Origin of the sequence: Accumulibacter sp., from assembly GCF_029255285.1 — a bacterium.
GTDB lineage: Bacteria > Pseudomonadota > Gammaproteobacteria > Burkholderiales > Rhodocyclaceae > Accumulibacter.
Genome location: NZ_JAPUVI010000022.1, coordinates 119,172 through 140,408, shown reverse-complemented (window position 1 = coordinate 140,408; position 21,237 = coordinate 119,172). Strand labels below are relative to the sequence as shown.

Sequence of the window (21,237 nt, the reverse complement as noted above, 5' to 3'; positions counted from 1 at the left end):
GTCGTGTGATCACGAACCGTGCATCAGCGCCTCGAGAATTTGCATGGCGCCGCTTGGCCGCAGGCGGCCCTTGTCCTCGCCGCCATAGACGCTGCCGATTTTCTTGGCGCTCAGGCGCTCGAGGTTCTCGCTGTAGGCCCGCGCCGGCAGTGGCAGGTAGTTCACTTCGTCGACGAGGCGTGCGGCGTTCTTCATGCCGAACTCGACGAACTGCCGGACGGCGGTTTTGTCGAGCGCCCTTTCGCTGACATACAGGAAAACCGGGCGCGACAGCGGCTGGTAGCTGCCGTTGCGGATGTTGCCCACGGTCGGCAGGACGGCTTCCTTGCCTTCGCCGATCGCCACCGCCTTGAGCTTCTGCTGGTTCTCGACGTAGTAGTCGAGTGCCACGTAGCCCAGCGCGTCCTTGTCGGCGGCGATGCGCTCTACCAGAACGGCGTGGTCCTCCGCTGTTCCGACATCGCTGCGGCCAGCCTTCGCCACGCCGACGACGACTTCGCTGAAGTACTCGGAACTCCCCGAATCGGCGCCCGGCGCGTAGAACTTGATACGGTCGGCCGGCCATGCCGGGTTGACATCCTTCCAGGTGTTAACCTTGCCCTGCGCTCGCGGCTCCCAGAGCTTTCGAAGGTCGGCGATACTCAACCGGTTGACGAAGCTGTTCTGCGGGTTGACCACGACGGTCAGCGCGTCGTAGGCGAGTGGCATTTCGTAGTAGCGGATGCCGGTCTTCGCGCAGTCGTCCATTTCCTTCTTGAGAATCGGCCGCGAGGCGCTGGCGATGTCGATCTCGCCACGGCAGAACTTGGCAAAACCGCCGCCGGTTCCGGAAACGCCGACGTTGACATGAACTTCGTGCAGCCGAGCGCGCTGGAACTCCTGCGCCATGGCTTCCGCAATCGGATAGACGGTGCTCGAACCGTCTATCTTCACCACCGCTTCGGCGCCGCTGGCTAGTGGGCTGACGGCGAGCGCCGCAGTGCAAAGAAGCGCCGGCAGGACGGGCGCAGCAAGAGAAATCGACGGCAGGCGCAGCATCATGTGAGGTGTCCTCGGCAGAACGGCAGGGGAAGGGCACGGGTCGTGCCGACGAGTCATCATGCGCCGCCTTTGTGACAGTCTGATGACGGCTCTTCGTCGCCACCCGGCTTACACGCCGCCGCCGTTCAGTCGGCGAGCGCCGCCCTGATCGTTCTGGCGTTTTCGCGCATCATGCCGAGATAGTTGTCCGCCGGGCTACCGGCCTTGGCCAGCGAGTCCGAGTAGAGCGTGCCGCCGAGACGCGCACCCGACTCGCGGGCGATACGTTCGAGCAGCCGTGGGTCGGTGATGTTCTCGATGAACATCGCCCGAATCTTCTCGCGTCGGATCTGCCGGATGATCGCCGCGACGTCGGCCGCCGATGGCTCGGCATCGGTGCTGATGCCGACCGGCGCGATGAAGCGGATGCCGTAGGCGCGGCCAAAATAGGCGAAGGCGTCGTGCGAGCTGACGACCTTGCGCCGTTCCGGCGGCAGCGCCGCGAACGCCGAGCGGATCTCGCTGTCGAGCGTCGCCAACGCCTTGTTCAGTCGAGCGGCGTTGGCCTGGTAAAGCGGCCTGCCGGTCGGGTCGAGGTCGGCCAGCGCTTCGGCGATGATGTCGACGTAGCGGCGGGTGTTGGCTACGTCCTGCCAGGCGTGCGGGTCGACTTGGCCGCCCGGGCCCGGCCGGATCGCGTTGATGCCCTGGCTGGCGACGACGACCTTGCCGCGGTAGCCGGCAGACTGACGAAGACGGTCTATCCAGACGTCGAAGCCGAGCCCGTTTACGACCAGCAGGCGAGCGCCCGCCAGCTTCCGGGCATCGCCCGGCGTCGGCTGGTAGACGTGGGCGTCGGCGCCGGCACCGATCAAGCTGTGTACCTCGACACGTTCGCCACCGATCTGTCGCGTCAGATCGCCGAGGATGCTGAAGCTGGCGACCACCGGCAGGCTTTCGCCAGCCGCCACCGGGCCGCTCAGAGCGACGACCACGACCGCCCAGCGGGCGATCGCCAGCAGGCGGCGCCCGGTAAGCTCGAGAACTCCGTGCATGCTTTGTCTCCCGCGCCTAGCGCTCGAAATGCCAGCCGGCCCGCCGGCGGCCGGCCAACGGTCCGAGCGGACCGAGAGCCAGCGACAGCAGGTACAGGGCACCGAGCGTCAGGACGATGGCCGGTCCGGCCGGCAGATTGACGTAGTACGAAAACAGCAGCCCGATCAGCGAGCCGAGAAAGGCGACACCCACCGCACAGAGGAGCAGTGGGCCGACATTGCCGACCCACAGGCGCGCCGCTGCCGCCGGCAGGATCATGATGCCGACCGCCATCAGCGTACCGAGGGCATGGAAACCAGCGACCAGATTGATCACCAGAAGAATCATGAAACCGTAGTGGGCGATGGGCGACAGGCGGCTGATGCGGGCCAGGAAAGCCGGGTCGCACGCGTCGACGACGAACAGCCGCAGACCCAGGGCGAGCGCAACGACCGACAGCGATGTGAAAGCGGCGAGCAGCAGCAGCGTGGCGTCATCGAGTGCCAGCGCGCTGCCGAACAGGACGTGCAGCAGATCGACGCTGCTGCCCCGCAAGGAGATGATCAGCACGCCCGCAGACAGCGAGAGAAGATAGAAAGTCGCCAGGCTGGCGTCTTCCTCGATCACCGTGTGGCGTGCGACACCGCCGGCGAAAACGGCCACCGCCAGGCCGGCGAGCAGGCCGCCGGCGGTCATCGCCGGCAGCGACAGGCCGGCGATCAGATAGCCGACGGCGGCACCCGGCAGGATCGCATGCGACATCGCATCGCCGGCCAGGCTCATCCGGCGCAGCATCAGGAAAACGCCGACCGGCGTCGCGCCGAGCGACAACGCCAGGCAGCCGGCCAGCGCCCGGCGCATGAAGCCGAATTCGACGAAGGGAGCGAGCAGCGGCATGGTCAATAGTGTTTCGCTCACGGTCGGTCCCCGTCGTCGTGGCAGATCGCCGCCTGTCGCGGGTCGGCGCGTCGCTCGGCGAGCTGGCGCGCGCGCTGCAGGTTGGCGTCGCTGAGGACCTTCGCCGTCTCGCCGCGCGCCACGACTTCGCGTGCCAGCAGCAGCGTCTCCGGGTATTCCCGGCGCACGTGTTCGAGGTCGTGCAGGACGGCGATCACCGTCCGGCCTTCGCCGTGCCAGTTGCGGATCAAGCCGGCCAGGTCGCGGACGCTGGCCGCGTCGATGGCGCCGAAGGGTTCGTCGAGGAGAACCAGCGGTGCGTCCTGGAGCAGTACACGGGCGAACAGCGCGCGTTGCAACTGGCCGCCGGAGAGCGCGCCGATCGGCCGGCTCTCGAGGCCGGCCAGGCCGACCGTACCGAGCGCGGCGTCCACACGGCGTCGCTGGGCGCCGTTCAGGCCAGCGAAGGCGCCGATCTCGCGCCACAGTCCCATCGCCACGAAGTCGTGGACGACCATCGGGAATCGGCTGTCGAGCGTCGCCAATTGTGTCAGGTAGGCGATCTGCGGGCGAACCACGCCGTGCAGCTCGATGCGGCCCTGCAGCGGCCGCAGTTCGCCGGCAATCGCCTTGAGCAGCGTCGACTTGCCGGCGCCGTTCGGGCCGACGATCGCCAGCAGGCTGCCGGTCGCCACTTCGCCGTGCAGGTGATGCACCGCCGGGTGTCGGTTGTAACCCAGAGTCAGGTTCTCGAAGCGGAGGATGGGCGAGGCCGGCCGCGTCCACGTGCCGGCGGCGGAGGCGGCGTTCAATCGAGTGCCCAGAAGATCGTCCCCCACAGCACGACCAGCGCGCCGAAAGCCCAGCTCAGGCGTACGCCGGCGCCGGCGCAGAGCACGGGGTTGCGGCGGGTGGCGCCGGGCGGGCGGTCGGGGCGTGCGGCGGAGGTCATCGGTAGCGGGGAAGGCGGGCCGGTGGGGAATGTTTCGTCTGACGGCGAAGGCCGAATCTTGCCTCGTTCCTTGGCTAAATGCAACACGGTTGCGCATCGCAATTTGCGCGATAATCCAACTCTTCGCCCACCGACCAGCCGCGCCGCCAATGAGAGACGATCCGACGAGCCACGCCAATCCACGTTTCGACCAACTGGTCGAAACGCTTTCTCAAGCCGCGACGACGAGGCGCCGCGTCCTGCAAAGCGGTCTCGGCAGCGCGCTGCTGTCGTTCTTCGGGATGTCGGCCGCGGCGCCGGCGCTCGGCCGGCCAGCCATCGGCTTCCGGCCGATCGATCCTGGCAGCGACGATCGGGTCAACGTTCCCGAGGGCTACACGGTGCAACTGCTTTTTGCCTGGGGCGACCCGGTCGGCGACGGCCCGCCGTTCCGGGCCGATGCCGGCAACAGCGCCGACGAGCAGGCGGTGCAGGCCGGCATGCACCACGACGGAATGCACTTCTTTCCCTTCGACGACGGCGGCCGGCCGTCGTCGACCCACGGTCTGCTGTGCATCAATCACGAATACACCGACGAGGGGCTGCTGCACACTGACGGCATGGCCGACTGGAGCCATGCCAAGACGCGCAAGTCGCAGAACGCGCACGGCGTTTCGGTGATCGAAGTCGAACTGCGCGGCGAGCGCTGGCAGGTCCGGCGGCCGTCGGCGTATGCGCGCCGGATCACGGCCCGCACGCCGCTGCGCATCGACGGTCCGGCCGCCGGTAGCGACGCTTTGCGCACGCGCGACGATCGGCGCGGCAATGTCGTCTTCGGCACGCTGGGCAACTGCGCCATGGGCGTCACGCCGTGGGGCACCTACCTGAGCTGCGAAGAGAACTTCAACCTCTATTTCAACGGCCTCGGCGAACCGACGGCGGCGCAGAAGCGCTACGGCATCCGCGTCAAGGGTGCCGGCATGCGCTGGCACGAGCATGACCGCCGCTTCGACGTGGCGAGCGAGCCGAACGAGGCCAACCGTTTCGGCTGGGTCGTCGAGATCGATCCCTGGCAGCCCGACCGCCCGCCCGTCAAGCATACGGCGCTCGGCCGCTTCAAACACGAAGGAGCGACCGTCACCTTGGCCGGCGACGGCCGGGTGGTGGTCTACATGGGCGACGACGAAGCCTTCGAGTACATCTACAAGTATGTCTCGCGCGACCGCTTCGACGCCACCGCGCCGACTGGCGGCAGCGGGCTGCTCGAGTTCGGGACGCTCTACGTCGCCCGCTTCGAGGCCGGCGGCCGCGGTCGCTGGATCGCGCTGCAGCATGGTGTGAATGGTCTGGACGAGGCCAACGGCTTTGTCGACCAGGCCGACATTTTGATCCGGGCGCGCCAGGCGGCCGATTTCGTGGCGGCGACAGCCATGGATCGCCCGGAATGGATTGCCGTCCATCCGCAAAGCGGCGAGGTCTATTGCTCGCTGACCAACAACCGCCAGCGGGTCACGGCCGACGCGGCCAATCCGCGTCCCGACAATCGCTTCGGCCACATCGTCCGCTGGCGTGAAACGGGCGGCGACGCGGCGTCCGGCAGCTTCGCCTGGGACGTCTTCGTTCTCTGCGGCGATCCGCGGCAGGCCGACGCCAACAAGCGCGGGGACATCCGCGGCGATCTTTTCGGCAGTCCGGACGGCCTGTGGTTCGACCGCGACGGGCGGCTGTGGATTGCCACCGATGTTTCGGGAAGTGCCCTCGGCAGCGACGAGTACCGGGCTTTCGGCAACAACCAGATGCTGGTCGCCGACGTCGTGAGCGGCCAAATCCGGCGCTTTCTGAGCGGGCCGCGGGGCGGCGAAATCAGCGGCCCGACGGCGACGCCGGATTCCCGCAACCTGTTCGTCAATATCCAGCATCCCGGCGAGCCGGCAAGCGGCCGCTCCGACGCCGTCCGGCCGGAAGCGCTTTCGCGTTGGCCGGCCGGTCAGTTTCCCGAAGCGACCGGTGGCCGTCCACGTTCGGCGACCGTCGTGATCCGGCGTCGGGATGGCGGCGTCGTCGGCGGCTGACGGCCGCACCGCGCGGCCGCTGGCCGCCGGCTTCAGCCGGCCGGAGGCGGGCCGGGCGGTGGCGCTTCGTCGGCCGTCGTTTCCTGCCGGCAAGCCCGGCGCAGGAAAGCCAACTGTTGCCGATAGTGGCGGCAGCCGCCGCACAGCAGGAGGTGCAGGCGCAGCGCCGGCTGGCGGCAAGCTCGCGGTCCAGTTCGTCGGACATCAGGCGGGCGGCTTCCCGGCAGTTCATCATCGTCTGCTCCCGTCGCCGGCGGCAAACCATTTTTGATCGAGGCACAGGCGAAGACCCATGCGCGCCCGGTGCAGGACGACCCAGCAGTTGTTGCTGCTCATCGAGAGTTCCTGGCAGATTTCCTCGGTTTCCAGGCCCAGCATCTCGCGCATCATGAAAACGCGCGCCGTGCCTGCCGGCAGGCGGTTCAGACAGCTATCGAAGATGGTCCAGAAGCGCTGATTCTCGAAGTTTTTTTCCGGGTCACCCCAATCCGACGGCCGCGCGTCGCTCTGCCAGTGACCGTTGGTCTTGAACAGCGGCGCAAAGTCCTCCTCGTCGATTTCCTCTTCGGGGTGCTCGTAGCTCGGCTCGCGTGCCCGGCGCCGGATGATATCGACGATCTTGTGGCGCAGGATCGAGAACACCCAGGTCTTCAGCTTGGACCGCTCGGCGAAGCGGTCGGCCCCTTCGAGTGCGGACAACATCGCTTCCTGCACCGCATCCTCGGCCGTCGCCTGGTCGCGCAACTGCAACACGGCAAAGCGCAGCATGTCGCGCCGAAAACCGGCCAACTCGGCGGTGATCGTCGCGGCGGCCGGCGGCAGTTCGCGGCGCTGCGCGGCCGGCGGCTTCTCGCCGCCGGCGAAGTCGCTGGCGATCATGCGGCGACGCGGTCCCAGGCAGGCGACCGGAAGGCGTGGCGGGTGACGGGCACGGGCGGGATATCTCTCCAGGGTCGAGGCGGTCGCCTTGCCGAGTGGCCGCCAGGCGGCGCGCAATGGGTCACGCCTCCGCCAGTTTATACGCAAGCCTCGAGGCGCAACAATCCGCTGCCGTCAGCTCGCCGCAACTTGTCCTTTCGCGGTGGCCGGGCGGGGCGTCTACCAAACAGCCGGCAGGCGCGCGTCATGGAGAAGGGCAGCCGCTATGGGCGCCGGATGCAGGAGGAGGTTTGGCAGAGCGCCGAGGTCGAGGCCGCTGTCGCGACGGAAGCGGCACGGCGTCGACAGGCTGTGCCGGCGAGCTTTCGCTCAGCGTCACCCATCCCGGTTGCGGCTGCGAAGCCAACGCGAGATGGCGAAGTACAGGCCAATACCAAGGATCCCGCTGTAGAGACAGAACTTGTGAAGTTCCGTAACGGACACGAAGCCAAACAGGTGGTTGTCCAGGAGGAAGGGGGAAAGTGGCTGAACATCCGCATGCATCACCCCATCGAGCAGCACGTGACTGTACGAACCAATGAGCGCACTGCTGCCCGCGACCGGCCAACTGATCGGCAGGTAACGAAACTGACCCATGCGGCGAAGCCCGAACTCCGCCGCGTACTTTCCAGTGAGCGCCGACCCGAGACCAATCAGCGTGGCGCCGACAAAGGTGTGCGAGAAACCATGCAAGTGCCCTTCGCCTGTCATCAGGACGACCAGCGGCTGGATATCCATGACGATTTGCGCCCAGGCGAAGACGAGTAGCGAAAAGCTTCCCTGGAGGAGTGCCTTCACCAGCAAGCCAGGTCCCACGTGGAAAGGCGTAAAGGGCATGTTCAGTCCTTTGGCAGGATAGGTCGCCGCGCCGGGCGGAATGGCTTGCCGAACTTCGGCCTGCGCCGCGCTTGCGCGTCGTCGGCAGCGGTGCGGCTCAGCCAGCATGGGTCGCTCATGACTCGCCCGGCAACGCGCCGACGAAACGGTAGCCGACCCCGGCTTCGGTGCGCAGGTGCTTCGGTCGGGCGGGATCGTCCTCGATCTTGCGGCGCAGGTTTCCCATATAGACGCGGACATAGTGGCTGTCCTCGGCGTGCCCGGGGCCCCAGACGTTTTTCAGGATCTGGCGGTGGGTCAGCACACAGTCCGGATTGGCGATCAGATAGCTGAGGAGCCGATACTCGATCGGCGTCAGGTGGAGGGGCGCAGCGTCGCGTTCGACGGTGCGCCGCGCCAGGTCGACGCGAATCGACCCGAACTCGGCGAGCGTCGTGCCGCTGCCGCTACCGCTACGGCTGCGGCGGCGCAGGTGCGCGCGTACGCGGGCAAGCAGCTCGGCGGCAGCAAAGGGTTTGGTCAGATAATCGTCGGCGCCGGCATCGAGCGCCGCCACCTTGTCGATCTCGGGCGTGCGCGCCGAGAGGACGAGCACCGGGATCTCCGACCAGTTTCTCAGATTGCGGATGAAGTCGATGCCATCACCGTCGGGCAGGCCGAGATCGAGCACCACCAGGTCCGGGCGGCGCGTGCCGGTCTCGATCAGGCCACGCTTGACGCTGTCGGCTTCGAAGACCTGAAAACCCTCGCTTTCGAGCGCCAGTTTGACGAAGCGCCGGATGTTGGCTTCGTCCTCGACGACGACGATGCCCATCGTCGACGCCGTCATGGCGCGTGCCGCGGCGCGCCGAATGTCGCTTGCCGCACTTCCAGGTGCTTCATGTCAGGACACTCGCGTTGAGGGAAGAGGTTCTGGGCACGCTTACCGACTCGGACCAGGGAGTCTGCCGCGCTGGCGCTGCCTGCGACGGCGGAGCGCCCCACGCGGCACGGGCGGGTCAAACGAGGTGGATAGTAGCAAAGAGGAGCCCCCGACAGAATGACTCTGGCGGTTCGGGGTGCCCCTGGCGACGGCGTTGGCCGGGGGCCGGGGGCGTCCCCGTCGGCAAATGTTTACACCATTTTTACTTCGCATTCCGGACACTGACAGCATTTCCTTTCCAGCCCATTTGCCGGCCATGAATACCGAGTCGTCCTCCCGCTGGCGCCGTGCACCGTATCTGGTCGCTGCCGCGCTTTGCACTCTGACCACGCTGGGCACGCTTCCTTTGCGTGGGCTGCTCGATCTCGCCAACATCGTGATGATCTTTCTGCTGACGGTTTTCGTCGCCGCTGTGTGGCTGGGACGCGGCCCGTCGGTCATGGCGGCCTTCCTCGGGGTGGCCCTGTTCGATTTCTTCTTCGTCCCGCCACAGTTGTCATTTGCCGTCGCCGACGGGCAGTATCTGGTGACTTTCGCGGTCATGCTTGCCGTTGGACTGATCTCGTCGCATCTGGCGGCATTGCTTTCCGAGCGGACCGTCGAGGCGCAGTCTCGAGAACAGGAGACGCGTCTCCTTTACCAGTTGGCACGCGATCTGGGCGGCGCCCTGACGGCCGACCGGGTTGCCGGAATTGCTCGGCAGTTCCTCGGTGCCGTCGAGCTGGAGGCGACGGTTCTGGTCGCCGACGCTTCGAGCAAGGGGTTCTCCTACCACGAATACGGCAGCCACCACCTGAACGATCTGGAAGAGGGCTTCGCGCGGTCGGCCTACGAACGCGGCACCGTCGTCGAAACCGATCCTCTGGCCGGCATGGGCGTGGCGATCGTCTTCTTGCCCCTCGTGGCACCGACCCGTGTCCTCGGGGTGCTGGCTCTGGTACCACGGTCGGACGACGTCGAGCGGGTGCGCGCACTGCGACCCCTGCTGGAAGCGGTGGCCTCGCTGCTGGCGATCACGCTCGAACGGCTGCATTACGCCGAGGCTGCCCAGGACAGCGAACTGCGGGTCTCCGCGGAGCGGTTGCGCGCATCGATCCTGTCGTCGCTGTCGCACGACTTGCGGACGCCGCTGACCAGTCTCGTCGGGCTGGCCGATACCCTCGTGCACCGGCAGCCGGCGCTCGACGAAGGCGCCATCGAGACGGCGGCGATCATTCGTGACCAGGCGCATGCCATGCATCGCCTGATGTCCAACCTGCTCGAAATGGCCCGCCTGCAGGCCGGCAGCATCACTCTGAACAAGGAGTGGCAAGCCTTCGAGGAGATCGTCGGCTCCAGCATCCGCCTGCTGGCGGGTCTTCTCGCCAGCCGCAGGCTTGACATCCAGGTGCCGCGGGACTTGCCGCTCGTCGAGTTCGACGCCGTGCTGCTCGAACGCGTCCTGTGCAACCTGCTGGAGAACGCCGTCAAGTATTCCCCACCGGGGGCGCGCATCGAGGTGCTGGCACGCACGTGCGGCGAGGCGTTGGAAATCGCTATCGGCAATGACGGGCCGGGTTTTCCCGCGGATTGCATCGACCAGGTTTTCGACCTGTTTGCCCGGGGCGAGCGCGAGCCGGCCGTCGCCGGTACCGGGCTGGGACTCGCGATCTGCAAGGCCATCGTCGACGCGCACCGTGGCACGATCGTCGCCGAGAACCGCCCCGGCGGTGCCCGTGTCCGTTTCACCCTTCCTCTTGGCACGCCTCCCGCCATGGACGACGAGGGTACGCCATGAACGAGACGATGGCGCAGGTCATCGTCGTCGAGGACGAACCGCAAATCCGCCGCTTCGTCTGCGATGCCTTGCGCCGCGAGGGCTGCGCGGCGTTCGCCGCGGCCACGGCGCGCCAAGGCCTGGACGAGCTTGCTCGTGGCCAGGTGCATCTGGTGATCCTCGACCTGGGGCTGCCGGACATGAACGGCATGGAATTCATCCGCGACATGCGTAGCTGGTCGATGGTGCCGATTCTCATCCTCTCCGCGCGCTCGACGGAGCGTGACAAGATCGCCGCCCTTGATACCGGTGCCGACGACTATCTCTGCAAACCCTTCGGCGTGGGCGAGTTGCTGGCGCGCGTACGGGCCTTGCTGAGACGCCACTGGCAAGCCGGCGAGGCGAGTCCCCTGCATCGCTTCGGCGATGTCGAGGTGGATCTGTCGCGGCGCATCGTGAGCCGGGGCGGCGTCGAGCTTCACCTGACGCAAATCGAGTATCGCCTGCTGGCGGTGATGCTAGCCAACAGCGGCAAGGTACTGACGCATCGCCACCTGATCCGGGAAGTTTGGGGGCCGGGGCGCAGCGAGCAGGGCCACTACCTGCGCATCTACGTTGGCCGGCTACGCCAGAAGCTCGAGATGGACCCGACCCAGCCGCAACACATTCTCACCGAGACCGGTGTCGGCTATCGCTTTCAATCCTGAATCCTGAAGCAAGAGGTAAGCATCATGTCCGAAAACACCGGCGAGAGCCGTCTGGCCAGCCTGTCGCTGGCCGCCCTTGGTGTCGTGTATGGCGATATCGGCACCAGTCCCCGGTCCGCGATCAAGGAGGTCTTCGGTGGCGCGCACCATCCGGTGCCGATCACCCCTGACAACGTCGTCGGCATTCTCTCGCTGATCATCTGGTCGCTGATGGCCGTCGTCAGCCTGAAGTACGTGTTGTTCATCATGCGCGCCGACAACAAAGGCGAAGGCGGCATCATGGCCTTGATGGCGCTGGCCCTGCGGCCGATCGCGCCGGGCTCGTGGCAGCGCCGGCTGATCATCGTTCTCGGCCTCTTCGGGGCGGCCCTTTTCTACGGTGACGGGGTGATCACGCCGGCCATTTCCGTGCTCTCGGCGGTCGAGGGTCTGGAAGTCGCGACACCGGCCTTCAAGCCCTACGTCGTACCGATTTCGTTGGCGATCCTGGTCGGCCTGTTTGCCGTGCAACGTCGCGGCACCGCCGCCGTGGGCGCGTTCTTCGGGCCGATCATGGTGCTTTGGTTCCTCACCCTGGGCGGGCTCGGCCTGCTGAGCATCGCCCATGACCCGGCGGTACTGCGCGCGCTGGGGCCGTGGCACGCCGTCCGTTTCTTCGACGACAACCCGATGCTCGGGTTCTTTGCCCTCGGTGCCGCCGTGCTCGTGCTGACGGGCGGCGAGGCGCTGTATGCGGACATGGGGCACTTCGGCCGCAAGCCGATCCAGTGGGCCTGGTTTGGCCTGGTTCTGCCGGCGCTGGTGATCAACTATTTCGGGCAAGGGGCGCTGCTGTTGCGCGACCCGGAGGCCATCGCCAACCCGTTCTATCTGCTCGCCCCCGACTGGCTGCTCTATCCGATGGTCGTACTGTCCACGGTGGCGACGGTGATCGCCTCGCAGGCCGTGATTTCGGGCGCTTTCTCGATTACGCAGCAGGCGATTCAGCTCGGCTTCACCCCGCGCATGGAGATCAGCCACACGTCGGATCAGCAGAGGGGGCAAATCTACCTGGCGGGCATCAACTGGAGCCTGCTCTTTGCGGTCATCGTACTGGTGCTCGGCTTCGGCAGTTCGTCGAACCTGGCGGCGGCCTACGGCATCGCCGTCACGGGAACGATGTTCATCACCGATCTGCTGGCCTTCGTCGTCGCGCGATACGTCTGGGGCTGGCCTGTCTGGCGCGCGCTTCTCGGCGCGCTGCCCTTCGCGATCGTCGATCTGGCCTATTTCTCGGCCAACTCGGTGAAGATCGCCGACGGCGGCTGGTTCCCGCTGCTCTTCGGCCTCGCCGTCTATCTGCTGCTTTCCACCTGGAAGCGCGGCCGCGACCTGCTCAGCGCGCATCTGGCCATGGACGCGATGGATACGCGAAGCTTCCTGCAAGCGATCGCCGGGGCGCGACGGGTACCGGGGACAGCGATATTCCTCACCTCCAACCCCGACAGCGTCCCGCACTCGCTGCTGCACAGCCTGAAGCACTACAAGGTGTTGCACGAGCGCCTCGTCCTGGTCTCGGTCCATATTCTCGACGTCCCCCGGCGAGCGGAGGCCAGCCGGGTGGAAGTGGTGAAACTGGCCAGCGGCCTGTGGCAGGTCAAGGTCTTCTACGGCTACATGGAGCCGCCCAATCTGCCGGACGCGCTGGCCGGGTGCGCCGAATTCGGGCTCCACTTCGACCCCATGGACACCTCTTTCTTCCTCGGTCGGGAAACCTTGCTTCCCCGCCTGAATACCGAGATGAGCCACTGGCGCGGCAAGCTCTTCGTCTGGATGTTCCGCAACGGCGGCAGCGCCGCCAACTTCTTCGGGCTGCCGGCCAATCGCGTCGTCGAATTGGGCACGCAGGTGGTCATGTAGTTCCGCCGTTTTCGGGAAGCGTCGGCGGCACGCCGCGCGGCAGCGAGAAGATGAAACGCGCGCCGCCGCCGGGGCGGTTCTCGGCACGAATCCTGCCGCCGTGCGCCTCGACGATGGCGCGGCAGATGGCCAGGCCAAGACCTACGCCAGGCGTCGTGCGCGCGCGCGCGCCGCGTTCGAACTTCTGGAAAATGCTCTCTTCGCGCCCGCGGGGCAAACCCGGGCCGTTGTCGTCCACCCACACGTCGACCTCGCTCCCGCGCAGCGCCGCACCGACGTCCACGCGGGTTCCGGCCGGCGTGTGCTTGGCGGCATTCTCCAGGAGGTTGCACAGCACCCGCTCGATCAGCCCGGCATCGATCTCGAGCCGCGGCAGACCGTCGGGCAAGGCAGTGTGCACGGCGTGTCCGGCCAGGAGCAGGTCGGTGGCGGCCAGCGCGCCGCCGACGACTTCTTCCAGCGGCTGCCATTGGCGCTTGAGTTCGACCTTTCCGGCCTGCAGCCGCGCCATATCGAGCAGCTTGCCGACCTTGGCGCTCATGCGTAGCGCTTCCTCCTCAAGCGTCTCGACAATCCGGGCCTGGGCCTCGGTCGGCGGCGGCTGCGTCAGCCGGATCGATTCGGCCAGCCCCACCAGTACGCTCAGTGGCGTGCGCAGATCGTGCGAGATCGCCGCCAGCAGCGAATTGCGCAGGCTCTCGGATTCCATCTGCAGCAGCGTGGCTTGCGCCACCTCGACGTAGTGCAGGCGCTCGACGGCGATCGCCACCAGACTGGCAAAGGCCTCGAGCTGACGACGCGTTTCCGGAGCCCGCACGCGTAGCGGGTCGCGCGGTGCGATCGCGAGCACGCCGCGTGTGCGCATCGGCGTCTTGAGCGGCAGGTAGAGCAATGGACTGCCCGGCAGGGTGTCGGTGGACAGCCCGGCTGCCTCGCCATGATCGAAGGCCCAGCGGGCGACGCCCTCGTCGATGATCGGCGTGCCGGCGCCGTCCGCTCCGGCCTTGACCACTTCCACTTGCAGACGGTCCTTGGCGTCGGACAGCAACAAGGCGGCCTGAGCGCCGAACTCGAGCGATAGAAAGCGATCGCAAGCTTCGGCGATTTGCATCGGCAGCAAGGCGGCCGAGAGGTCGCGTGCCATTTCGTAAAGCCCGCGGGCGCGCGCTTCGCGCTGCGTCGCCACCTCGGCGTGTTGCTTGTAGCGTGCCGTGAGCTGGCCAGTGATCAAGGCCACGATGAGCATCACGGCCAAGGTCACGAGATGCTGCGCATCGTTGACCGTGAAGGAAAAACGCGGCGGCACGAAGAAGAAGTCGAAGGCGGCAACCACCAGAAAGGCGCTTGCCACGGCCGGGCCACGGCCAAGACGCGTGGCCACGATGAGTACCGCGAGCAGGAACAACATGGCGATGTTGGTGAGCTCGAGCGCGCCAGCGAGCGGCGCCGCGAGCGCCGTCGCCGCGGCGCAGATCGCCGCCGCCTTGAGATAGGCCGGCCAATCGCCGGCTGTCGGTGGCGCGGCAGGCGCCGGCGCTGCGCTGCGCTTCGCCTCGCTGCGTGCCGCCTGAACTACATCGAGGTCGGGCGCGGTCTGGCCGATGCGGTCGGCGATCGAACGATACCAGGGTTGCCAGGGGCGCCGGTGGTCGCGCCCGACCATCACGCGCGAGAGGTTCTGCTCGCGCGCATAGTCGACGATGGCCGCGACCGCGTCCTCAGCCGCCAGTGTCGCCGTTTCGGCGCCGAGCGAGGCGGCCAGTTCGAGCGCTTGCACGACGCGCTGCCGCTGCGTTTCCGGCTCCGGCCTCGCGCCAGACGTGGCGACGTGGATCGCGTGCCAGGGAGCTTCCAGCCGCCCGGCCAGCCGCGCCCCGGCGCGCACCAGCCGCTCGCCGCCTCTGCCCGGTCCGAGGCATACCAGCAGCGCATCGCGCGTTTGCCATACCTGGCTCACTGACGTTTCGTGGCGGTAGGCCAGCATTTCGTCGTCCACGCGGTCGGCCGTGCGGCGCAGCGCCAGCTCGCGCAGGGCGATCAGATTACCCTTGCGGAAGAAGTGGCGGATCGCCCGTTCGGCTTGTCGTGGCAGATAGACCTTCCCCTCCTTCAAGCGCTGCAGCAGTTCGTCCGGCGGCAGGTCGACGAGCACCACTTCGTCCGCTTCGTCGAAGACGTGATCGGGCACCGTTTCCCAGACGCGAATGCCGGCAATGCCGCTGACCACATCGTTGAGCGTTTCCAGATGCTGCACGTTGACCGTCGTGTACACGTCGATGCCCGCGGCGAGCAGTTCGTGCACGTCCTGCCAGCGCTTCGGATGGCGCGAACCGGCGACGTTGGCATGGGCCAGCTCGTCCATCAGGATCAGCGCCGGCCGGCGTGCTAGCGCGGCGTCGAGATCGAACTCCCGGAAAACCTTGTCGCGATGGGAAATTTCCGCCGGCGCGAGCCGATCCAGGCCGCTCAGCAGAGCCTCGGTTTCCTTGCGGCCATGCGTTTCGACGACGCCGACGAGCACATCCGTTCCCAGTCCTTGCTGTTGACGAGCGGCCAGAAGCATGGCGTAGGTCTTGCCGACGCCAGCGCAGGCGCCGAAGAAGATCTTCAGCTTGCCGCGCGCCTCCTTGGCGTCTTCCTCCTGGACGCGTGCCAGGAGTCGATCCGGGTCGGGACGTTCGGTCACAGCCAGCCCAGGCGCCGAAAGCGGAAGAAGAGAAAGCCCATGGCAGCAGCGATCGCGGCCAAGGCCATCGGGTAGCCGTATTCCCACTGCAATTCGGGCATCAGCTTGAAGTTCATGCCCCAGATACCGGCAAACGCGGTTGCGACGGCAAAGACCCCGGCCCAGGCGGCCAGGCGCTTGGCGACGTCGTTCTGTTCGATGGCCACGGTTGAGAGGCTGACCTGGATGGCCGTGCCGATGGTGTCGCGCAGGGCATCGAGGTTGGCGTTGATGCGCGTCAGATGGTCATAGACGTCGCGGAAATAGTGCCGGCTGCTGGCCGCGATCGGCGATAGGCGACTGCTGGCAAGCTTGCCGACCGCCTCCATCAGCGGCGCCACGGCGTGCTTGACGAGGGTCGCGCGGCGTTTCAGCTCGTACAGGCGCTCGATGTTGTGGCGTGCCGCGCCGCGCTCGAAGATGGTTTCCTCGATATCTTCGAGTTCGGATTCCAGGCTATCGACGATCGGAAAATAGCGGTCGACCACTTCATCCATCAAGGCGTAGAGGACGAAACCCGATCCCTGCTTGAGGAACTCGGGCTCGCGTTCGCAGCGTTCGCGCACACCCACCAGGGGCTGGCCGCTGCGGTTGCGCACCGAGAGAATGAAATTGCCGCCGACGAATACGTTCACCTCGCCAATCGTGATCTCGCGATGCTCCATTTCGAGCAGGTGGATCACGGCGAACAGAGTGTCGCCGTACTCTTCGAGCTTCGGTCGTTGGTGACCGTGGTTCGCGTCTTCGATGGCCAGCGCGTGCAGCCCGAACTCGACGCGCATCTTTTCGAGTTCCGCCGGGGTGGCATCGCGCAGCGCGACCCAGACGAAGCAGTCGGGACGCTTCAGGTAGTCGCTGATTTCATCGATCTCGATATCGGCAAGCTTCTTGCCGTCGCAGTAGGCAATGCAATTGATCAGCATCGGGGGCTCCGTCAGTTGGCATGGTGGCATTTTCGCCCGCTTTTCCCGCCACCGACAGGCGCTCTCGCGAGGCCGCCGGTGTTTACGGCGTCAGCGCGTCGAGAGCGAGGTTGAGCCGCAGGACATGCACCCGCGCTTCGCCGAAGACGCCGAGATCACGGCCTTCGGTGTTTTCGGCAATCAGTTGCCGCACGGCCTGGATCCCGAGATGGCGCGCGCGGGCGACGCGCTGTGCCTGGTAGTCGGCGGCCGCCGGGCTGATGTGCGGATCGAGGCCGCTGGCCGACGCCGTCACGAGGTCTATCGGTACCGGTCGCCGGTTGTCCGGGTCGGCGGCGCGCAGCGTCTCCACCCGGCTCCTGACGGCGGCGACGAGTGCCGGGTTCAGCGGTCCGAGGTTCGATCCCGACGACGCGGCGGCGTTGTAGGGCATCGGTGCCGTTGCCGACGGGCGGCCCCAGAAGTACTTCGCGTCGGTGAAGTTCTGCCCGATCAGCGCGGAGCCGATCGGCTTGCCGTCGCGGTTGATCAGGCTGCCGCCAGCGGCGGCAGGGAAGGCGATGCGGGCGACGCCGGTGACCAGCAACGGATAGAGGATGCCGGTAAGGAGCGACAGCAGGACGAACAGGGAAACGGCGGGACGCAGCAGCGTTCTCATTGCGGCCTCCTCAAGCCAGGCCGGCGGCAGCCAGCGCCAGGTCGATCAGCTTGATGCCGATGAACGGAGTGACCAGGCCGCCGAGCCCGTAGATCGCGAGATGGCGACGCAGCAGGCTGGCGGCGCCGATGGCGTGGTAGCGGACGCCTTTGAGCGCCAGCGGAATCAGCGCGACGATGATCAGCGCGTTGAAGATGACCGCCGAGAGAATCGCCGAGGCCGGGCTCGCCAGACCCATCACGTCGAGCGCCGAGAGTGCCGGGTAGGTACTGGCGAAGGCGGCCGGAACGATGGCGAAATACTTGGCGACGTCGTTGGCGACGCTGAAGGTGGTCAGCGCGCCGCGCGTCATCAGCATCTGCTTTCCCGTCTCGACGACTTCGATCAGCTTGGTCGGGTTCGAGTCGAGGTCGACCATGTTGCCGGCTTCCTTGGCAGCCTGCGTGCCGCTGTTCATGGCCACGGCGACGTCGGCCTGCGCCAGTGCCGGCGCATCGTTGGTGCCGTCGCCGGTCATCGCCACCAGGCGGCCCTCGGCCTGGTAGCGGCGGATGAGCGCCAGTTTGGCGGCCGGCGTCGCTTCGGCGAGAAAATCGTCGACGCCGGCCTCGGCGGCGATCGCCGCGGCGGTTAGCCGGTTGTCGCCGGTGATCATCACCGTCTTGATCCCCATCTGGCGCAGTTCGGCGAAACGTTCCCGGATACCGCCCTTGACGATATCCTTCAGCTCGACGACACCGAGCACGCGCCTGCCGTCGGCGACGACCAGCGGCGTGCTGCCGCGCCGTGAGGCCGCCTCGACTGCCGTCACGACCGACGCCGGCATGGCGCCGCCGATGGCCTCGACATGTTGGCGAATGGCGTCGGCCGCTCCCTTGCGAATCTGCCGGCCGGGCACGTCGACGCCGCTCATCCGCGTGTGCGCCGAGAAGTGCACGAACTGCGCTGCCAGCGCGCGCACGTCGCGCTCGCGCAAATTGAAGCGCTGCTTGGCAAGGACGACGATGCTGCGGCCTTCCGGCGTTTCATCGGCGAGCGACGCGAGCTGCGCGGCGTCGGCGAGTTCAGCCTCGCTCGCTCCCTCGGCGGGCAGGAAGGCCGCGGCCTGACGATTGCCCAGCGTGATCGTGCCGGTCTTGTCGAGCAGCAGGACGTCGACGTCGCCGGCGGCTTCCACCGCGCGACCCGAGGTGGCAATCACGTTTGCCTGCAGCAGGCGGCTCATGCCGGCCACGCCAACGGCGGAGAGCAAGCCGGCGATGGTCGTCGGAATCAGACAAACCAGCAGCGCGATGAGGACGCTGAGGCTGACCGGTGAACCGGAGCCGGCGACCGTCACGGCGAACTGGGAAAAGGGCAGCAGCGTCGCGGTGACGACCAGGAAAACGATCGTCAGGGTGGCCAGCAGGATGGCCAGCGCGATCTCGTTCGGCGTCTTCTGCCGCTTCGCCGTCTCGACCATGGCGATCATCCGGTCGACGAAGGTCGCGCCGGGATCGACCGTGACACGCACCATCAGCCAGTCGGAGAGCACGCGCGTACCGCCGGTGACCGCCGAGAAGTCGCCGCCGGACTCGCGGATCACCGGCGCCGACTCGCCGGTGATCGCCGATTCATCGACCGAGGCGACGCCTTCGATCACCTCGCCGTCGGCGGGAATCGTTTCACCGGCGCAGACCAGGAGCACGTCGCCGACACGCAGATCGTCGGCGGCCACCGTCTGCCGGTCGGCGTCCGCGCGCGGGGCGCGCAGCCGCCTGGCCCAGGTTTGCTTCCTGAGGCCGCGCAATGACGCCGCCTGCGCCTTGCTGCGTCCTTCCGCCAGCGCTTCGGCGAAGTTGGCGAAGAGCACCGTGAACCACAGCCAGACGGCAACGCCAACGACGAAAGAGGTCGCTTCCCGGCGCGCACCGCCGAGCGCCGGGTACGCCGCCAACGTCGTCACGATCGAGCCGACATAGACCACGAACATCACCGGATTGCGCCATTGCACGCGCGGGTCGAGCTTGCGAAAGGCGTCGGCGATGGCCGGCCCGACGAGCGCCGGGTCGAACAGGGAAAAGGTCTTGCGGGTCATCGAATCCTCCAGCCATCAACGGGCCGACCACAGCGCCAGATGCTCGGCCAGCGGGCCGAGCGCCAGGGCGGGCACATAGTTGAGCAGGCCGACCAGCAGCACCACGCCGATGAGCAGCGCGACGAACAGCGGGCCGTGCGTCGGCAGGGTGCCGGCGGTCACGGCGACCCGCTGCTTGGCGGCCAGCGACCCGGCCATTGCCAGCACCGGAATGATCACGGCGAAACGGCCGAAGCACATCGCCACCGTCAGCAGGCCGTTGTAGAAAGGCGTGTTGGCCGACAGTCCGGCGAAGGCGCTGCCGTTGTTGTTGGCGGCTGACGACAAGGCATAGAGGACTTCGGAAAAGCCGTGCGCGCCGGGGTTGGCGATGCCGGCGCGACCCGCCTCGGTCATCACGGCGATGGCGGTGCCGATGAGGACCAGCAGGGGTGTGGCGAGAATAGCGAGGCACGTCATCTTCATCTCGTGCGCCTCGATCTTCTTGCCCAGGTATTCCGGTGTGCGTCCGATCATCAGGCCGGCGATGAACACCGCCAGCACGGCGAAGACCAGCATGCCGTAGAGGCCGGAACCGACTCCGCCGAAAACGACTTCGCCGAGTTGCATCAACACCAGCGGCACGGCGCCGCCGAGCGGCGTGAATGAGTCGTGCATGGCGTTCACCGCGCCACAGGAGGCCGCCGTGGTGATCGTGGCGAAGAGCGCCGAATCGGCAATGCCGAAGCGCGTCTCCTTGCCTTCCATGTTGCCGTCGGTCAAGGCCGTGGTGCTCACGCTCGCCGTCTCGCCGACGCGGATCTGCGCGAGCCGCGGATTGCCCTGCTGTTCGAAAACGATCGCCGCCATTGCAAAGGCGACGAAGAGCAGCGCCATGGCGGCGAACAGCGTCCAGCCCTGGCGTTCGTCGCCGACCAGGCGGCCGAAGGCGAGGCACAGCGCGCCGGGAATCAGGAAGATCGACAGCATCTGCAGGAAGTTCACGAGTGGCGTCGGGTTCTCGAAGGGGTGTGCCGAGTTGGCGTTGAAGAAGCCGCCGCCGTTGGTGCCGAGCATCTTGATCGCCACCTGCGAGGCGACCGGACCCATCGGCAAGGTCTGCGTGGGTGCCGTGGCGGGCTCGGCGACGGCGTGGCCCGGGTCGTCTTCGAGCGGCCGGCCGTCGGTGTCGAGCTTGGCATTGCCGTGCCTGGTGGCTTCCAGTGTTGTTACCTCCTGGTAGGCGGCGAAGTTCTGGAGCACGCCCTGGCTGGCCAGGAAGAGCGCGAAAAGCAGCGACAGCGGCAGCAGGATCCAGACCGTGACGCGGAACAGGTCGACCCACGCGTTGCCGATCCCCGACGCTGAATGGCGTGCAAAGCCCCGCACGAGCGCGATGGCAACGGCGATGCCGGTGGCGGCGGAAAGGAAGTTCTGCACCGTCAGTCCCAGCATCTGGACCAGGTAGCTCATCGTCGATTCGCCGTCATAGCCCTGCCAGTTGGTATTGGTGACGAAGCTCACCGCTGTATTGAAGGCCGAGCCGGGGCTGACGTTGGCCATTTCCTGCGGATTCAACGGCAGCCAGAATTGCAGGCGCTGCAAGGCGTAGACGGCGACCAGGCCGAGCGCGTTGAAGAGCAGCACGGCCAGCGCGTAGTTCAGCCAGCCCATCTCGGCATTGCGCCGGATGCCGCAGACCCGGAACACCGCTCCTTCGAAGCCGCTCACCGGGGTCGCCTGATCGTCCATCGTCATCACCCTGGCGATATGGAGTCCCAGCGGCCTGACCACGAGCAGCAGCACGGTCATGTAAAGGCCGAGCAACAACCAGGCATGGCTGTTCATCGAAGGTTCTCCGGAAAAGGCCCTGCCTTGATC

Annotated in this window: 17 protein-coding genes; 4 read left to right on the top strand and 13 right to left on the bottom strand. The window is 66.9% G+C overall.

Annotated features, from left to right (window positions below):
* Nucleotides 1–9: 9 nt before the first annotated feature.
* The 5 genes from Q1M07_RS02005 to Q1M07_RS01985 form a co-directional block, all read right to left on the bottom strand.
* Complete coding sequence (locus tag Q1M07_RS02005) at nucleotides 10–1,041, bottom strand: PstS family phosphate ABC transporter substrate-binding protein (RefSeq protein ID WP_366983884.1); 1,032 nt, start codon at nucleotides 1,039–1,041, stop codon at nucleotides 10–12.
* A 125-nt stretch (nucleotides 1,042–1,166) separates the two neighbouring features.
* Nucleotides 1,167–2,075, bottom strand: a complete 909-nt coding sequence (locus Q1M07_RS02000; protein WP_300449895.1) for a metal ABC transporter substrate-binding protein — start codon at nucleotides 2,073–2,075, stop codon at nucleotides 1,167–1,169.
* Nucleotides 2,076–2,091: 16 nt separating this feature from the next.
* Nucleotides 2,092–2,958, bottom strand: a complete 867-nt coding sequence (locus Q1M07_RS01995; RefSeq protein WP_300450228.1) for a metal ABC transporter permease — start codon at nucleotides 2,956–2,958, stop codon at nucleotides 2,092–2,094.
* 11 nt (nucleotides 2,959–2,969) lie between these two features.
* The gene (locus tag Q1M07_RS01990; protein WP_300449893.1) at nucleotides 2,970–3,764 is read right to left on the bottom strand and encodes an ABC transporter ATP-binding protein; all 795 of its coding nucleotides are present in this window, start codon (nucleotides 3,762–3,764) and stop codon (nucleotides 2,970–2,972) included.
* Nucleotides 3,761–3,904, bottom strand: coding sequence for a hypothetical protein (locus tag Q1M07_RS01985; RefSeq protein ID WP_300449890.1), 144 nt, complete (start codon nucleotides 3,902–3,904; stop codon nucleotides 3,761–3,763). The genes Q1M07_RS01990 and Q1M07_RS01985 overlap by 4 nt, the downstream gene beginning before the upstream one ends.
* A 149-nt stretch (nucleotides 3,905–4,053) precedes the next feature.
* Here Q1M07_RS01985 and Q1M07_RS01980 point away from each other — a divergent pair, with 149 nt between their 5' ends.
* On the top strand, nucleotides 4,054–5,955 hold the full coding sequence (locus Q1M07_RS01980; RefSeq protein WP_300449887.1) for a PhoX family phosphatase: 1,902 nt from the start codon (nucleotides 4,054–4,056) through the stop codon (nucleotides 5,953–5,955).
* A 231-nt stretch (nucleotides 5,956–6,186) separates the two neighbouring features.
* On the opposite strand, the gene Q1M07_RS01970 is transcribed toward Q1M07_RS01980, so the two are convergent.
* The 3 genes from Q1M07_RS01970 to kdpE form a co-directional block, all read right to left on the bottom strand.
* Nucleotides 6,187–6,951 carry a sigma-70 family RNA polymerase sigma factor gene (locus Q1M07_RS01970; protein ID WP_366983883.1) on the bottom strand — a complete coding sequence of 255 codons (765 nt, stop codon included), beginning with the start codon at nucleotides 6,949–6,951 and terminating at the stop codon, nucleotides 6,187–6,189.
* Between the two features lie 258 nt (nucleotides 6,952–7,209).
* Nucleotides 7,210–7,710, bottom strand: coding sequence for a hypothetical protein (locus tag Q1M07_RS01960; protein ID WP_300450222.1), 501 nt, complete (start codon nucleotides 7,708–7,710; stop codon nucleotides 7,210–7,212).
* Between the two features lie 115 nt (nucleotides 7,711–7,825).
* The gene (gene kdpE / locus Q1M07_RS01955; RefSeq protein WP_300449884.1) at nucleotides 7,826–8,539 is read right to left on the bottom strand and encodes a two-component system response regulator KdpE; all 714 of its coding nucleotides are present in this window, start codon (nucleotides 8,537–8,539) and stop codon (nucleotides 7,826–7,828) included.
* A gap of 349 nt (nucleotides 8,540–8,888) precedes the next feature.
* Between kdpE and Q1M07_RS01950 the strand changes: the two genes are divergently transcribed.
* From Q1M07_RS01950 to Q1M07_RS01940, 3 genes are read left to right on the top strand one after another with little or no spacing between them, the layout of a single operon-like run.
* Entirely contained in the window at nucleotides 8,889–10,409 is a 1,521-nt protein-coding gene (locus Q1M07_RS01950) for a DUF4118 domain-containing protein (RefSeq protein WP_300449881.1), read from the top strand.
* Nucleotides 10,406–11,095, top strand: coding sequence for a response regulator (locus Q1M07_RS01945; protein ID WP_300449878.1), 690 nt, complete (start codon nucleotides 10,406–10,408; stop codon nucleotides 11,093–11,095). Before Q1M07_RS01950 ends, Q1M07_RS01945 begins: the two co-directional genes overlap by 4 nt.
* 24 nt (nucleotides 11,096–11,119) lie before the next feature.
* Nucleotides 11,120–12,994 (top strand): potassium transporter Kup, encoded by a 1,875-nt coding sequence (locus Q1M07_RS01940; protein WP_300449876.1) that lies wholly within the window; start codon nucleotides 11,120–11,122, stop codon nucleotides 12,992–12,994.
* Here Q1M07_RS01940 and Q1M07_RS01935 read toward each other — a convergent pair.
* The 5 genes from Q1M07_RS01935 to kdpA form a co-directional block, all read right to left on the bottom strand.
* The gene (locus tag Q1M07_RS01935; RefSeq protein ID WP_300449873.1) at nucleotides 12,987–15,680 is read right to left on the bottom strand and encodes a DUF4118 domain-containing protein; all 2,694 of its coding nucleotides are present in this window, start codon (nucleotides 15,678–15,680) and stop codon (nucleotides 12,987–12,989) included. The genes Q1M07_RS01940 and Q1M07_RS01935 overlap by 8 nt on opposite strands.
* Nucleotides 15,677–16,642, bottom strand: coding sequence for a magnesium/cobalt transporter CorA (corA, locus tag Q1M07_RS01930; RefSeq protein ID WP_300449870.1), 966 nt, complete (start codon nucleotides 16,640–16,642; stop codon nucleotides 15,677–15,679). Before corA ends, Q1M07_RS01935 begins: the two co-directional genes overlap by 4 nt.
* A gap of 82 nt (nucleotides 16,643–16,724) precedes the next feature.
* Nucleotides 16,725–17,300, bottom strand: coding sequence for a potassium-transporting ATPase subunit KdpC (gene kdpC / locus Q1M07_RS01925; RefSeq protein WP_300449868.1), 576 nt, complete (start codon nucleotides 17,298–17,300; stop codon nucleotides 16,725–16,727).
* Nucleotides 17,301–17,310: 10 nt separating this feature from the next.
* Nucleotides 17,311–19,377, bottom strand: coding sequence for a potassium-transporting ATPase subunit KdpB (kdpB, locus tag Q1M07_RS01920; protein WP_300449865.1), 2,067 nt, complete (start codon nucleotides 19,375–19,377; stop codon nucleotides 17,311–17,313).
* Between the two features lie 15 nt (nucleotides 19,378–19,392).
* On the bottom strand, nucleotides 19,393–21,204 hold the full coding sequence (gene kdpA / locus Q1M07_RS01915; RefSeq protein ID WP_300449862.1) for a potassium-transporting ATPase subunit KdpA: 1,812 nt from the start codon (nucleotides 21,202–21,204) through the stop codon (nucleotides 19,393–19,395).
* Nucleotides 21,205–21,237 lie beyond the last annotated feature (33 nt).

What these genes read in the sequence shown, in the direction of transcription:
- Q1M07_RS01980 (WP_300449887.1), top strand. Translation starts at nt 4,054, where the DNA reads ATGAGAGACGATCCGACGAGCCACGCCAATCCACGTTTCGACCAACTG.
- corA (WP_300449870.1), bottom strand. Translation starts at nt 16,642, where the DNA reads ATGCTGATCAATTGCATTGCCTACTGCGACGGCAAGAAGCTTGCCGAT.
- Q1M07_RS01960 (WP_300450222.1), bottom strand. Translation starts at nt 7,710, where the DNA reads ATGCCCTTTACGCCTTTCCACGTGGGACCTGGCTTGCTGGTGAAGGCA.
- Q1M07_RS01945 (WP_300449878.1), top strand. Translation starts at nt 10,406, where the DNA reads ATGAACGAGACGATGGCGCAGGTCATCGTCGTCGAGGACGAACCGCAA.
- kdpB (WP_300449865.1), bottom strand. Translation starts at nt 19,377, where the DNA reads ATGACCCGCAAGACCTTTTCCCTGTTCGACCCGGCGCTCGTCGGGCCG.
- Q1M07_RS01985 (WP_300449890.1), bottom strand. Translation starts at nt 3,904, where the DNA reads ATGACCTCCGCCGCACGCCCCGACCGCCCGCCCGGCGCCACCCGCCGC.
- Q1M07_RS02000 (WP_300449895.1), bottom strand. Translation starts at nt 2,075, where the DNA reads ATGCACGGAGTTCTCGAGCTTACCGGGCGCCGCCTGCTGGCGATCGCC.
- kdpC (WP_300449868.1), bottom strand. Translation starts at nt 17,300, where the DNA reads ATGAGAACGCTGCTGCGTCCCGCCGTTTCCCTGTTCGTCCTGCTGTCG.
- Q1M07_RS02005 (WP_366983884.1), bottom strand. Translation starts at nt 1,041, where the DNA reads ATGATGCTGCGCCTGCCGTCGATTTCTCTTGCTGCGCCCGTCCTGCCG.
- Q1M07_RS01940 (WP_300449876.1), top strand. Translation starts at nt 11,120, where the DNA reads ATGTCCGAAAACACCGGCGAGAGCCGTCTGGCCAGCCTGTCGCTGGCC.
- Q1M07_RS01950 (WP_300449881.1), top strand. Translation starts at nt 8,889, where the DNA reads ATGAATACCGAGTCGTCCTCCCGCTGGCGCCGTGCACCGTATCTGGTC.
- kdpA (WP_300449862.1), bottom strand. Translation starts at nt 21,204, where the DNA reads ATGAACAGCCATGCCTGGTTGTTGCTCGGCCTTTACATGACCGTGCTG.
- kdpE (WP_300449884.1), bottom strand. Translation starts at nt 8,539, where the DNA reads ATGACGGCGTCGACGATGGGCATCGTCGTCGTCGAGGACGAAGCCAAC.